We start from the raw sequence: 13,291 nt of genomic DNA, 5'->3' as shown, positions 1-13,291 counted from the left end.
TCACGGGTTAGGGCTCGTTCCCCGGCGGCGGCTGCTCGGACAGCGGCGGGCCGGCGTGCCAGAAGTCATAGAAGTTGAACCAGTTGTATGGGGCGCTGCGGCTGAACCGCTCCAGCAGCCCCACGTAGTCCGCCAGCGCCGCCTGCACCGCCGTTTCGCGCTGGCCGCGCGCGGTCTCGGTGAAGTCCGCCAGCGGCACGAAGTGAACATCGTAGCGGTTGCCGCCGCGGTACAGGCCGGTGATGAAGAACACCGGCCGCCGCAGCATGGCCGCCATGCGCAGCGGGCCGGTGGGGAAGCCGGTCGGCGCGCCGAGGAATTCGCACTGCTGCACCGGGTCGGTGGCGCGCTGCGACAGCGTGCGGTCGGCCAGCATGCCGATCATATAGCCGCGGTCCAGGTAGTCGCGCACGCGCAGCATGGTGTCGAAGCGGCCCAGCGCGATCACATCCTGGCGCATCGCCGGGTTGATCGACTGCAGCACGTCGTTGAGCTTGTGCGCGTTCTCTTCGTACATGGTGATCGCGACCTCCATGTCCGGATGGCGCCGACCGAGCGCGCGCACCACCTCGAAGCTGCCCAGGTGCGCGCCCAGCAGGATGGCGCCGCGGCCGCGCGCCATCGCCGCTTCGAGCAGGTGTTCGCCATGCAGGCGGATGTCGAACAGGTCGAAGCGGCCGTTGAGCAGGTAGATGCGGTCGTGGATGGTCGAGGCGAACGTGAACACATGGCGGTAGCCGTCGCTCCAGCTGGCCTGGCGTCCGAGCACGCGGTCCAGGTACGCGCGCGAGGCATGGCGCGCGGCCGGCGCGAACAGCATGAAGTAGGCGGCAATCGCGCGCAGCACCACGCGCCCGGCGGGCCGGCCCAGCGCCAGCGAGATCCACGTCATGACCCGCAGCAGCGTGATGCTGCCGCGCTCTTCGCGGCGCGACCATTCCGTATCCAGCGGCGCCTGGCGCCGCCACAGCCAGCTCAGCATGGCACGGCTCCCGCATGCGGCGCGCTGGCGCGCACCTGCAGCGTGCCGCTGGCAACGTCGCGCCCGGCGCTGCGCAGCGTGAAGCGGATGGTCTCGGCGCCATCGGCTGCCGCCTCGGACTGGTGCAGCACCTCCACGCGCTCGCCCGGGCGCACCGGGCTCAGGAACTTCAGCATGCTCGCCTGCGCCACGGCCAGCGGGCGGCGCAGCGCGGTGCCGAGCGCCAGCACGGCATGGTCCAGCAGCACCACGCCCGGTACGATCGGATGGCCCGGGAAATGGCCGGCCATGGCAGGGTGGCCGGCGTCGATGACAAAGCCCGGCGGCGGCGCGGCATGGCGATGCTGGGTGCCGGACAGGGTCGCCACCAGCGCGGCAAGCGTCTCGCGCGGCAGCTTGCCGGCGGCATTGCGCGGCAGGCAGTCGGCAAAATACAGAGGGCGCGGCATGAAGGCAGGGTCGATCCGTTCGCGCAGCGCCTGCTGCAACCGGGCCGGCGCCACGCCCGGCGCCACCACCACGGCGACCAGGCGCACCACGTGTCCTTCCGTGTCGCTCTCATGCGCGTCGTCGGGCATGAAGAACGCGCCGTCGCGCACGCCGTCAATGGCGGTGAGCTGGTGATTCAGGTAGGCCAGCGAAGTCCGCTTGCCGGCGATGTTGAGCAGGTCGGCCTTGCGCCCATGCAGCAGGAAGCGCTGCGCATCGAGCGGGGCGATCGCGTCGCCCAGCGGCACCGGCTGCTCGATATGGCCACCCTCGGCCCAGGTCTCGGTATCGTCGCCGGCGGCGTTGGGGCGGGCTTGCAGCCGCACTCCGGGCACCAGTGTCCACGCGTCTTCCTGTGCGGTGCGGCGGGTGGCCAGCTGGCCGGTCTCGGTGCTGCCGTAGATCTCGCACAGCGGCGCGGCGAACAGCGCCTCGGTCTCGGCGGCCAGCTGGCGGCCAAGCGGCGCGGTGGCGCACAGTACCAGGTCGGCCGCCGGCATCGCCTGGCCGGATTGCACCAGCGTGCGCAGATGCACGGGAGAGCTGACCAGCGCGCGCGGCGCCGGCACCGCGGCCAGTGCCGCACTGACATCGGCCGGATAGAACGCCGGCGCGGCCACCAGCGCCGCGCGGCCCTGCAGCACCAGCATCACGGTGGCTTCGAGACCGAACATATGCTGCGGCGGCACCGTGCCCGCCAGCGTCCACGCACGCCCGTCGAGCAAGCCGAGCCGTTGCGCCGCGGCGCGCGCGCTGCCGGCCATGGCGCCCCAGGTCTTGCGGTGCGGCACCGGCGTGCCGGTCGATCCGGACGTGAACACGTAGGCCATGACCTGCGCCGCCGGAATCCGCGGGATCTCGACGGGCCCGTCGGCGGCGCTGGCGGCCAGGCCATCGTGGTAGTGCAGCGCCGGCATGTCGAAGGCCGCGTCGGCCTGGTCATGCAGGCAGAAGGCGTCGGGCGCGAAGGCCAGCAGCTGGCGCACCGTCTCGGGCGTGTGCGACGGCGGCAGCAGCGTGGGCTTGCCCGCCAGCAGTGCCGCGCACAGGCCGACGGTAAAGCGGTAGCGGTCGGTGCAGGCGTTGAAGACATGGCCGCCGGCGGGCAAGGCCGTTGCCAGGCGGGTCGCATCGGCCAGGAACTGCCGCAAGGTGACAGGCCGGCCGTGCACCCAGGCGATGACGTCATCGGGCGCGGCGTGGGCAACGATGGGGAGTGAGGTCATGGACGAAGCCTGTGCCTGTTGCGCGGGGCAGGGGCCGGATGGCGGCGCGTCAGCGCGGCAGCCCGGGCCGGGCCGCGCGGGCCGTCATCAGCGCGCGGTAGCCGTGCACCGCGTCGAGCAGGCCGCGGTGGCGCATGCCCGGAAACGCGATGCGGCGGTACACGGCCTCGCCCGCGAACATCAGCGCGATCAGCAGCGGCGTGGCCAGGTTGGCGAAGCTGGACCAGGCCGCCACCGGCGCAAGCACGAACAGCAGCGTCGACACCCCCACCATTGCCGCGAAGAACAGCGTCCAGGCCTGGGTCACGCGCACCGTGTAGCGCGTATGCGCGGTGGACAGCGGGCCGTGGATGGCGGTGGCGATCTGCGTGCACAGCGGGGTGCGGCCGCGGCGCAGGCTGAGCGCGAACATCGCGCCCAGCGCGGCATTGGCGCCGGCATGCTGCAGGTAGTAGGTCCAGCCGAAATGGCCGGACAGCGGCGCGCGCCACAGCCACAGCGCCGCGCACGCGGCGAGCAGCGCCAGCAGGGCCGGGACCGCCCCGGCCAGCCGGCGGCAGGCGACGAAGCCGATCAGCAGGAACGGCGCCGCGCCGAGCCACAGCGCGGCCACCTCGGCGCCGGGCTGGTGCGCCGCGCGATGCAGCGCCGACTCGTAGACCACGAAGGCCGCCACCGCGCCGATCCAGGCATGGCGCCGCCACCATGGGGCGGCGGCGTCTGCCGCGGACAGGGGCGCGGCGGCGGGCGGGGAAAGGCGGTCGACGGACTGGCTCGAAGGCATCTGTAGGAGCTGGATGTGTTGCGTAAGGCGCTTGGCGTGCGGTGGGCCCGAAAGGCGCCTAGCGGCATGCGAAGCGAACGCTTTATACCCCAAAAGACCCTCCGGACGCGATCATGATTCCCCAATAGGTTGTTGATGTTGTTACTAAACTTCTCTCGAGTGGCCCGGGATTGCCCCGTTTGATAGCATTCGGGTGCCCGACGCCCGCACCGGGATCGACTTGCCCGGCACGGGCGGCGCAGCGGCGTTCCAGCCATCTAGCAACATGACCGAACTCGAAACCGAACTTGCCCGCCTGATCCTCGACGAACTCGACATCGCCGAACTGCGGCTGGAGGACATCACCGCCGCGACCCCGCTCTATGGAGAAGGCTTCGGGCTGGATTCGATCGACATCCTCGAGATCGCCCTGCTGGTATCGCGCAAGTACGGCGTCGAGCTGCGCTCGGACAATCCCGACAACAAGACCATCTTCACTTCACTGGGCAGCCTGGCCGCCTACCTGGCGCAACACCGCACGCGCTAGCCCGGCCACCGTTTCCCCTCAGCCAGGACAGGACCACGACATGCCGCAGCAAGCCACGCCCGCGCCGGCGCTGGTGGAAGGCGGCGCGCCGCCTTCGGCGACCCACCTGGTGCTGATCCCCAGCTATAACCCCGGCGTGCGCCTGCAGGAGGTGCTGCGCGGCGCGCGCGCGGCCTGGACCCCGGTGTGGGTGGTGGTCGACGGCAGCACCGACGGCAGCACGCAATGGCTGGAGGCGCAGGCCGCCACCGACCCCGGGCTGCAGGTGCTGGTGCTGCCGAGCAACCAGGGCAAGGGCGCCGCGGTGCTGCACGGCATCGAACGGGCCGCGGCGGCAGGCTACACGCATGTGCTGGTGATGGATTCCGACGGCCAGCATCCGGGCCACCTGATCCCCGAATTCATGGCGGTGTCGCAGCGCGACCCCGGCGCGATGGTGCTGGGCCGCCCGCGCTTCGACGCCAGCGCCCCGCGCGAGCGGGTCTACTGGCGGCGCATGTCCAATTTCTGGGTGGATGTGGAGACGCTGTGGGCCGGCATCGGCGATTCGCTGTTCGGCTTTCGCGTCTACCCGGTCGCGCCGCTGCGTGCGGTGATGCAGGACAGCCGCTGGATGCGGCGCTTCGATTTCGATCCCGAGGTGGCGGTGCGGCTGTGCTGGCGCGGCGTGCGTCCCATCAATCTCGACGCCCCGGTGCGCTACTTCGACCGGCGCGAGGGCGGCGTCTCCCACTTCCGCTACCTGCGCGACAACCTGCTGCTGACCGGCATGCACCTGCGGCTGCTGGCCGGCTTGGTGGTGCGGCTGCCGATGCTGCTGTGGCGGCGCTTGCGCCGGCGCGCAAGCCACCCGGCGTAGCCACGGCGAAAACAAGCCAGGCCGCGCGCAGCGGCCTGGTTTTCGGTCGGACGGACCGGCCCGTCAGTCGGCGAGCTCGTGGCCGATCACACCACCCACCACGGCGCCGCCGATGGTGCCGGCGGCACTGCCGTCGGTCAGTTCATGCCCGGCGACACCGCCGGCCACCGCGCCCGCCGCCGTACAGCCGGCCAGCGCCATGCTTGCGCCTACCAGAAGCGCGCCTGCGAGTTTCCACATGATGGTCTCCTGCCTCGTGGCCGGGCCCGCCGCACGACGTCTGGGGAAGACATCGCAGCGGCCGTGCCCTCATGCGTCCACTTTAGGCGTGTGACGCGGCGCGGCCCTTCCGTGAAGCGCCGATTGCCCTGTAGGAATCGGACGACGGCGGGGGTGGCGCGCCCGTCGCCTCAGCCCTTGTCGCTATGCTGGCGCAGCCGCTTGATCAGCGACGAGGTGTCGGCGCGGCCACAGCCCATCTGCTGCAGGTCGGCGTAGAACTGGTCCACCAGCGCCGTGACCGGCAGGCCGGCGCCGTTGCGGCGGGCTTCGTCCAGGCACAGGCCAAGGTCCTTGCGCATCCAGTCCACCGCGAAGCCGAAGTCGAACTTGTTGTCGATCATGGTGGGGCCGCGGTTTTCCAGCTGCCAGGAACCGGCCGCACCCTTGCTGATGACATCCAGCACCAGGCGCATGTCCAGGCCCGCGCGCTCGCCGAAGGCGATGGCCTCGGACAGGCCCTGGATCAGGCCCGCGATGCTGATCTGGTTGACCATCTTGGCCAGCTGCCCCGCGCCCGATTCGCCGATGCGGGTGACGGCGCGCGCGTAGGCGGCGATGACCGGCTCGGCGCGCGCAAAGGCGTCGGCGTCGCCGCCGCACATGATGGTCAGGATGCCTTTTTCCGCGCCCACTTCGCCGCCCGAGACCGGGCCGTCGACAAAGTGCAGGCCGCGCTCGCCGGCCGCCGCGTAGAGTTCGCGCGCGACGTTGGCGCTGGCGGTGGTGTGGTCGACGAAGATGCAACCGCTGGGCGCGCCGAAGAAGGCGCCGTCGCGCCCGGTCAGCACCGCGCGCAGGTCGTCGTCGTTGCCGACGCAGGAGCAGACCACCTGCGCGTCGCCCACCGCCTGCGCGGGGGTGGCGGCGGCCTTGCCGCCGAAGCGCTCGACCCAGGCCTGCGCCTTGGCCGCGGTGCGGTTATAGACCGTGACCTCGTGGCCTTTGGCGGCCAGGTGGCCGGCCATATGGAAACCCATGACGCCCAGTCCGAGGAATGCGACACGCATGCTGCTGCTCCGTTGCTTGTTTGAGGTTCGGGATCGGTGCGGCGCGGGTGCGCCGGTTCCTGAGTATACGGGCCGGGTGGCGCCGCGGACAGATACAGAACCGAGGGCGCTGGGGCATGACAGGCAGGGGGCGGCGAAGGACCTGACAAGTCACAAGCGGGTCAGAACCCGCCTACGCCAGCATCCGCCCTTGTCCTATCCCTTGCGCCGCGCACGCTGCCTACATTGAACACAGGTTGCACCCCCGAAGGAGCCGACTCATGTCATTCGCGCTATATCTCATCGGCCTGCTGGTCCTGGTGGGCGGCATTGCCTGGGGCCTGTCGACGGCCGGGCTGGCGCCGGTTTATATCGGCATTGCCTGCCTGATCGTGCTCGGCATCGGCATCATGGCGGCCGTCTCGCGTACCCGCACCAAAGACCCTTCCTGAACCCCCGCCTGTTGCCCCGCCTTGCGGCTGCGGGCCCGGCGCCACGCCGGGCCCGGCCGCAGGTTCCGTCACGCCGCGCAGCGGCGGGCGCACCAGGCTGGCGTTCCACGCCTGCTGGATCACCTGGGCGATCTGGTTGAACGCTTCCTTGGAAATCACCGCCTCCTCGCGCATCGCTTCCAGCGACAGCCGGCCCTTGCGCAGCGCGAACAGCATCAGCAGGCGCCGCTCCAGCGCCACGGTATAGGCGCCGAACTTGCCGCGCATGTCGGCCAGGCCCTCGGCGGCGGCGCGCGAGCGGTCTTCCAGCACCCCGTCGAGCACCGTCGCCATGCGCGCGCCGAACACCGGCGTCAGCATCGAGCGGTTATAGCGGCGCAGCCGGTCGAGCACGGTCTGGCGGCAGATCAGCAGTTCAAAGCGGTCGGCCAGCGCGCGCGCCAGCGGGCGGTCGATGCCTAGCCGGCGATGCAGGAACAGCGCCACCCTGAAACCCAGGTGATAGTCCAGGATATGCCGCGCGGCGCGGTTGTAGCCGATGCGGCCTTGCTCGCGCGCCGCGTCGATCATCTGCGCGGTGTTGCGCATCATCGCGTCGAGGTTGGCCACCGAGATCACGCCGTCGCCGTATTCGGGAATCAGCTCGCGCTCGCGCGTGGCCAGCGTGACCAGGCCGATGCTGAGGCGGTCGCGCTCGGACAGGGCGGTGTCGAAATCGAATTCCGCCGAGCCCAGCTCGATGCCATGCCGGTACTTCTGCGCCGCCTCGCGCGCGATCGCGGGGGGCAGGTCGAACGAGTCGGCCACGCGCGCCATCATTGCCTCGACTTCCTCGGTGGAGAGGCGGATCGCCTGCAGCTGCAATGCGCGCTCCTGCGGCGAAAGCTGGTCCAGGCCGAGCCGGTGGATCAGCGCGCGTAGCGTGGTGCCGTTGAGCAGCAGGCTGACCAGCACGAAGCCGGTCGCCAGGATGGCGACGAAATGGCGCGTTTCGTAGGGCAGGTCACTGTTCTCGGCGATGCCCAGCGCCAGCACCAGGGTGACCGCACCGCGCAGCCCGCCCCAGGCGATGGCGAGCTTGAAGGCGCCGTCGATGGGGGCGCTCAGCCGCAGCCACGACAGCAGCGGCAGCAGCCCGAACAGCGTCAGCAGGCGCGCCGCCAGCGCCGCGAGCACCAGCGCCAGCAGCAGCCAGCCGTGATGCCCGGTCACGCCCGCCAGCATCGACGGCACGCGCACCGCGGCCAGCAGGAACACCACGGCGCCGGCGATCCCGGCGAACTGCTCCCACATCATGCGCAGGTGGCGCCAGTTGGGCGGCGCCAGCCGCGTCGGACCGAGCGCGCTGACCATCAGGCCGGCGCACACTACGGCGACCACGCCCGACACCCCCAGCAGTTGCTCGGCCAGCAGGTAGAGCGGATAGGGCAGCGCCAGGGTCAGCGCGCTTTCCGCCATGGCCAGGCCCGCCAGCCGCGGCAGCAGGTCGGACACCAGCCGTCCGGCCAGCGCGCCGCACAGCACCCCGCCGACAAAGGCCCACGCCAGTTCGCGCAGGCCCGCCGCCAGCGTCGCCTGCGCGCCATGCCCGGTCAGCATCGCCACCAGCACGCCGACGATGGCGATGGCGGCGGCGTCGTTGAGCAGGCTTTCGCCCTCCACCAGCCGGATCAGCCGCGCCGGCGCGCCCACGTCGCGGAAGATCGCGATCACCGCGGCCGGGTCGGTGGTGGCCACCACCGCGCCCAGCAGCAGGCACACCGCGAGCGGCATGCCGCTGGCCGCCGCGGTGGCCACGCCGATGACACCGGTGGCCACCACCACGGCCACCACCGCCAGCAGCAGGATCGGCGCCGCGTCGGGCAGCATGCCGCGCACGTCGGCGGTCAGCGCGGCGTGGAACAGCAGCGGCGGCAGGAAGATCCACAGGTAGGCCTCGGGCGGCAAGGCCGGGTCGATCAGCGGGTGCAGGAAGTGGCGGGCAAAGTCGGGGTGGGCGGCGTCGATCGCCACATAGCCCGCGCCGATGGCGATGCCGATGGCCGACAGCAGCGTGGATTCCGGCAGCACCAGCCGCGACGCGGCCACCTGCACCACGGCGACGATGGCCAGCAGCACGCCGGCCAGGATCAGGATATCGACGATGATGCTCATGCGCCGGCCTCCGGGGCCGCCGGCGCCGCATTCGGCGGCGGCGGGCTTGCCAGCCGCGCGCGCACGGCCGCCGCCAGCTCCGCCGCCGCCGGCGACAGGCTGCGGTTGCGCGCGGTGACCAGGCCGATCGAGCGCTCGGTCACCGGCGCGGTCAGCAGGCGCTCGACAATGCCGGGCTGGCGCACCGTGCCAGCGGCGATCTCGGGCAGCGCGGCCACGCCGAAGCCGCATTCGACCATGGCGGCGATGGTGGCCAGGCGTTCGGCCTCGAATACCGGCTGGAAGCGGATGCGGTTCTGCAGGAAGGCCCATTCGGCGTACTGCCGCACGCTGCTGGGGTGGGTCATCGACACATGCGGCGCGGCGGCGGTATCGGCCCAGCGCAGCGGGCCCGGGCTGCGCGCCAGTGGGTGCGCCGACGGGATCAGCAGCACGAAGCGGTCTGACAGCAGCGGCTCGTACTGCAGATCCGCCTGCTGCGGGTTGGCGGCGGTCAGTGCGAAATCCACATCGCCGGCGCGCACCAGGTCGAAAGCCGGTCCGGACAAGGTGTCGAACACCTTCAGCGCGACCTCGGGGCGCGCCTGGTGGTAGGCCATCAGCACGCGCGGCAGCACCCGCGCCGCCAGCGACGGCAGCGCGGCCACCGCCACCTGGCCGCGCTCGGCGCTGGCGATGCCGGTCACGGCGTCGATGGCGCCGCGGAACGCCGCCTGCAGCAGCGCGGCCTGCTGCATGAAGACCTGGCCCGCGGCGGTCAGGCGCACGGTGCGGGTGGTGCGGTCGAACAGGCGCACGCCCAGCGAATCCTCGATGCGCAGGATCTGCGTGGACAGGGCGGATTGCGACAGGTGCAGCTGGCTGGCGGCCTGGCGGAAGTTCAGCGTGCGGCCCAGCACCAGCGTGGTTTCGATGTCGCGCATCGACAGGTTGATGTTCATGGGAGCGCGCTCCGGCAGCATCCGGCGGCCGGAACGTTAAGGCGATTGATCTGATTTGGTGATCATTTTATCCAGAGAATCGACTTCTTCAATCAAAGCGGGTTCTCTACACTGGCGGGATGCCAGGAGAAAGCATGCCCAATCCAAGCCCCGACTCCAGCCCCGACGCCAGCCCCGCGCCCACGCCATTGGTGCCGGGCCGCCCAGGCGCCGCCCATGCCGTGGTGGTGGGCGGCGGCACCATGGGCGCCGATGTCGCCGTGGTGCTGACGCGCGCGCTGTGCCGCACCACCATTGTCGAACCCGATCCCGGGCGTGCCGGCGCGCTGCCCGCGCGCGTGCGCGCCAACCTCGCCATGATCGGCCGCGACGCGGGCGCGGAACGCCTTGCGGTGGCGGCGACGCTCGACGCCGTGGACTGGGCATCGGTCGACCTGGTGATCGAATGCATTCCCGAGAACCTGGCGCTGAAGCAGGCGCTGTTTGCCGAGCTGGTGGCGCGGGCGCGCCCGCATACGCTGCTGGCCAGCAACAGCTCCAGCTTCCCGATCAGCACGATCGGCGCCGGCCTGGACACGCGTGAACGCATGCTCGGCCTGCACTTCTTCATGCCGGCGCACCTGGTGCCGCTGGTCGAGGTGGTGATGGGAGAGGCCAGCGACGAGGGCCATGCCGACGCGCTGGCCGCGTTCATGCGCCGCTGCGGCATGGTGCCGGTGAAGGTGCGCAAGGACCTGCCCGGCTTCCTCGCCAACCGGCTGCAGCATGCGCTGTCGCGCGAGGCCTTCAGCCTGATCGACCGCGGCATTGCCTCGCCCGAGGACGTCGATGCGGCGGTGCGCTTCGGCTTCGGTTTTCGCTTCCTGGCGGCGGGACCGGTGCTGCAGCGCGACCACGCCGGCATCGACGTGCATGCCGCCGCTGGCGCCACCATGTACCCGACCTTCTGCAACGACGACCATCCCGCGCGCTGCCTGTCCGAGCGCGCCGCCGACGGTCGCCACGGCATGAAGCGCGGCGAAGGCTTTTACGCATGGACGCCCGAAACCATCGCCGCCGAGCGCGCGCGCTATGACCACCTGCTGCGCGCCGGCCTGGCGCTGATCGCGCCCGAACTGCCCGAGATCCAGCCATGACCGATATCCCATCCCAGGCCGCCACCCAGCCTGTCCCGCAACGCGCTGCCCTGGCCGAATCGCCGCTGATCGTCACCGTGGCGCCCAACGGCGCCTACAAGCGCGCCAGCGACCATCCCGCGGTGCCGCTGACCGCGGCGGCGCTGGCGGCGGAAGCGCGTGCCTGCCTGGATGCCGGCGCCGCCATGATGCATATGCACGTGCGCGATGCCGAGGGCCGCCATTCGCTCGATGTGCAGACCTACCGCGATGCGCTGGCGGCGGTCAGGCAGGCGGTCGGCGACGCGCTGCTGGTGCAGGTGACCAGCGAGGCCGCCGGCGTGTACCAGGCCGCCGAGCAGATGGCGATGGTGCGCGCGCTGCGCCCCGAGGCGGTTTCGGTCGGCCTGCGCGAAGTGGCGGTGCCGGAGATTGCGGACAGCGAGCTGGCGGCGTTCTTCGCGTGGCTGGCGCGCGAGCGCGTGATGACGCAGGTGATCCTGTATGACGCGGCCGACGTGCGCCGCTGGCAGCAAATGCGCGCGCGCGGCATGGTGCCGCCGGGCGCGTGGTCGGTGCTGTATGTGCTGGGACGCTATGCGGCGGGACAGGTGTCGTCGCCGCACGACCTGCTGCCGTTCCTGCAGGCCTCGGCCGAGGGCGGCGATGCGCTGCCGTGGGCGATCTGCGCGTTCGGTCGCGAGGAGAATGCCTGCGTGACCGCGGCCGCCGCGTTCGGCGGCCATGTGCGGGTGGGCTTCGAGAACAACCTGCTGTTGCGCGACGGCAGCCGTGCGCCCGGCAACCACGCGCTGGTGGCGCAGGCGGTGCAGGGCGGGCTGACGCTGGGCCGGCCGCTTGCGGACGCGGCCGATGCGCGCCGTATCTACGGCGAGGTGCGCTGAAGCGGGCGCGCCGCGCGGCGCTTCAAGGGACCGTCAGGAGCCCTCAGTGGCCATCGGGGGCCATCAGGGGCCATCAGGGGCCATCAGGCGCCGTCGCTGAAGCTGTCGCGCGGGCCGTTGGGGTTGTGGGCACCGTCGGCGAACGGGTTGCGCGCACCGGTGGCGGTGTGCGCGCCGTCGGCAAAGCTGCTGCGAGTGCCGGTGGCGGCGTTGGCACCGTCGCTGAACGGGCTGCGCGTGCTGGTGATGCCGTGCGCGCCATCGCTGAACGGATCGACGCTGCGGGGCGCGGCTTGCGCGGCGCCGGCAACGCCGGCAATAAGGGCGGTGGCGACAAAGACTTGCCTGAGTGCGTGCATGGATCGCTTCTCCGTAAGGTTGCCGGCCCGGAATGGGCGGCGGTGTGGCTAGTCTAGGTGGCGGCCACCCACACGAGCATGACTGCCACATGACAATGCCGTCATCCCGCGGGCATTAGTCGGCACCGCAAGCACGCCGGAGAAGCTGTCGCCTGGCAAAGGCTGTAGAATCATGGCTGTCCGACCGGCCTGTGGTTCCATCGCCGGTTTTTCATTGCCCGCGGAAATGCAGCGGGCCTCTCACAAGAGTCATGTCCGAGTCTGATTCAGCCAAACTCGCTGCGGTGGCGTGGATCCGCGAGCAAATGGACCGTCATGCCCTGACCCTCGACGACCTCGTCGAGGCCGGGTGCTTCGACAACGTCGCGACGGCATCGGCGGGCGCCGAAGAAACCGCGCCGCCGGCGGCCACCGCCGCGGCGCCGAAGTCCGCGGGCGCGCGCCCGCTGTACCGCAATGCCCTGGGGCAGAGCTGGGACGGGCAGGGCGAATATCCTGACTGGTTGCAGCGGGCGGTCAACGCCGGGCAGTCGATCGAATTCTTCCGCGTCGATTAAGGCGCGGTTAAATCCCCTTTAAATCCCTGCGGAGCGTCGCGCTCAGCAGTGCGGGGGCAGCAGCCGCAGCACCGGCAGCATCGGCAGGATGCCGGTAAATGCCGCCGGCGTGGCCATGGGCGCCACATGAGAGCGGTGCACGAAGACCTCGGGCGGCAGTTCGCGCAGCACGTCGGCAGACTGCGGGGCGCCGCCCGCGGCAGTGTCCTGCGGGACATCCGGCTCGCCCAGCTGCAACGGCGCGCCGGCGCCGGCGGGTTCGGCCATCACGCGCACCGCGCTGCCGCCGCAGCCTGCGTCGGCAGCGCCATCCAGCGACGCTTCCGCTGCCAGCTTGGCCGCGACGTGCCGGTCCGGCAGCGACAGGCCAGCCGCCTGCACCGCGCCGCACATCCGGCTGTCCGCCGCCGCGCCGCCCGCTGCGGGCAGCGCAAGCAGGACAAGAGACAGCAACAAGGAATCAGGCAGGCGTTTCATCGCAGGGAAACCGGCAGAATGGAAGACGATGCGCGCGGGCCAGTCGCGCGCGGGAGGTGAGCGCGCATTCTACCGGGGATTGCCGGGGATTTGCGCGGCCATGCCGTGGCAATGCGTTGGCATGGCGATGACATTTATGCAATCTTTACCCATTTGCCGCCATCCTCGGCTAGCGTTACGCCATGGCGGCACTGGGC

13 protein-coding genes and 1 pseudogene are annotated in these 13,291 nt (G+C 71.1%); 5 read left to right on the top strand and 9 right to left on the bottom strand.

Translation table 11 applies throughout. The features are described 5' to 3' along the window. Positions 1 to 7: 7 nt before the first annotated feature. The 3 genes from FHX60_RS10070 to FHX60_RS10060 are packed head-to-tail and all read right to left on the bottom strand — an operon-like array spanning position 8 to position 3,481. Positions 8 to 982: a lysophospholipid acyltransferase family protein gene (locus tag FHX60_RS10070; protein WP_092309878.1), complete on the bottom strand. Its 975-nt coding sequence runs from the start codon at positions 980 to 982 to the stop codon at positions 8 to 10. Next, on the bottom strand, positions 976 to 2,697 hold the full coding sequence (locus FHX60_RS10065) for an AMP-binding protein (protein ID WP_183283247.1): 1,722 nt from the start codon (positions 2,695 to 2,697) through the stop codon (positions 976 to 978). The genes FHX60_RS10070 and FHX60_RS10065 overlap by 7 nt, the downstream gene beginning before the upstream one ends. Positions 2,698 to 2,746: 49 nt before the next feature. After that, the gene (locus tag FHX60_RS10060) at positions 2,747 to 3,481 is read right to left on the bottom strand and encodes a COG4648 family protein (RefSeq protein ID WP_183283246.1); all 735 of its coding nucleotides are present in this window, start codon (positions 3,479 to 3,481) and stop codon (positions 2,747 to 2,749) included. Positions 3,482 to 3,746: 265 nt separating this feature from the next. Between FHX60_RS10060 and FHX60_RS10055 the strand changes: the two genes are divergently transcribed. Next, a complete protein-coding gene (locus FHX60_RS10055) occupies positions 3,747 to 4,007 on the top strand; it encodes a phosphopantetheine-binding protein (protein ID WP_062802929.1) in 261 nt (86 codons plus the stop codon). Positions 4,008 to 4,047: 40 nt separating this feature from the next. Then, complete coding sequence (locus tag FHX60_RS10050) at positions 4,048 to 4,866, top strand: glycosyltransferase family 2 protein (RefSeq protein WP_183283245.1); 819 nt, start codon at positions 4,048 to 4,050, stop codon at positions 4,864 to 4,866. A 63-nt stretch (positions 4,867 to 4,929) separates the two neighbouring features. On the opposite strand, the gene FHX60_RS10045 is transcribed toward FHX60_RS10050, so the two are convergent. From FHX60_RS10045 to FHX60_RS10030, 4 genes and pseudogenes are all read right to left on the bottom strand, one after another. Further along, on the bottom strand, positions 4,930 to 5,106 hold the full coding sequence (locus FHX60_RS10045; RefSeq protein WP_112775494.1) for a glycine zipper 2TM domain-containing protein: 177 nt from the start codon (positions 5,104 to 5,106) through the stop codon (positions 4,930 to 4,932). A gap of 170 nt (positions 5,107 to 5,276) precedes the next feature. After that, positions 5,277 to 6,164: pseudogene (locus FHX60_RS10040) on the bottom strand (NAD(P)-dependent oxidoreductase); the annotation flags it as partial. A gap of 263 nt (positions 6,165 to 6,427) precedes the next feature. Beyond that, positions 6,428 to 8,740 (bottom strand): cation:proton antiporter, encoded by a 2,313-nt coding sequence (locus FHX60_RS10035; protein WP_183283244.1) that lies wholly within the window; start codon positions 8,738 to 8,740, stop codon positions 6,428 to 6,430. Further along, on the bottom strand, positions 8,737 to 9,681 hold the full coding sequence (locus FHX60_RS10030) for a LysR family transcriptional regulator (protein WP_183283243.1): 945 nt from the start codon (positions 9,679 to 9,681) through the stop codon (positions 8,737 to 8,739). Before FHX60_RS10030 ends, FHX60_RS10035 begins: the two co-directional genes overlap by 4 nt. Before the next feature lie 134 nt (positions 9,682 to 9,815). On the opposite strand from FHX60_RS10030, the gene FHX60_RS10025 reads away from it, so the two are divergent. After that, positions 9,816 to 10,817 carry a 3-hydroxyacyl-CoA dehydrogenase family protein gene (locus FHX60_RS10025; RefSeq protein ID WP_260163810.1) on the top strand — a complete coding sequence of 334 codons (1,002 nt, stop codon included), beginning with the start codon at positions 9,816 to 9,818 and terminating at the stop codon, positions 10,815 to 10,817. After that, positions 10,814 to 11,701: a beta-keto acid cleavage family enzyme gene (locus tag FHX60_RS10020; RefSeq protein WP_183283242.1), complete on the top strand. Its 888-nt coding sequence runs from the start codon at positions 10,814 to 10,816 to the stop codon at positions 11,699 to 11,701. The genes FHX60_RS10025 and FHX60_RS10020 overlap by 4 nt, the downstream gene beginning before the upstream one ends. An 83-nt stretch (positions 11,702 to 11,784) precedes the next feature. Here FHX60_RS10020 and FHX60_RS10015 read toward each other — a convergent pair whose 3' ends face one another. Continuing rightward, a complete protein-coding gene (locus tag FHX60_RS10015) occupies positions 11,785 to 12,060 on the bottom strand; it encodes a hydroxyquinol 1,2-dioxygenase (protein WP_092309852.1) in 276 nt (91 codons plus the stop codon). Positions 12,061 to 12,311: 251 nt separating this feature from the next. Between FHX60_RS10015 and FHX60_RS10010 the strand changes: the two genes are divergently transcribed. Next, complete coding sequence (locus FHX60_RS10010) at positions 12,312 to 12,617, top strand: H-NS family nucleoid-associated regulatory protein (protein WP_183283241.1); 306 nt, start codon at positions 12,312 to 12,314, stop codon at positions 12,615 to 12,617. A 42-nt stretch (positions 12,618 to 12,659) separates the two neighbouring features. On the opposite strand, the gene FHX60_RS10005 is transcribed toward FHX60_RS10010, so the two are convergent. Further along, the gene (locus FHX60_RS10005; protein ID WP_183283239.1) at positions 12,660 to 13,094 is read right to left on the bottom strand and encodes a hypothetical protein; all 435 of its coding nucleotides are present in this window, start codon (positions 13,092 to 13,094) and stop codon (positions 12,660 to 12,662) included. Between the last annotated feature and the right edge of the window lie 197 nt (positions 13,095 to 13,291).

Origin of the sequence: Cupriavidus alkaliphilus (genome assembly GCF_014191175.1) — a bacterium.
Taxonomy (GTDB): Bacteria; Pseudomonadota; Gammaproteobacteria; order Burkholderiales; family Burkholderiaceae; genus Cupriavidus; species Cupriavidus alkaliphilus.
The sequence above is the reverse complement of the archived record's forward strand: the minus strand, read 5'-3'. Positions and strand labels throughout refer to the sequence as shown.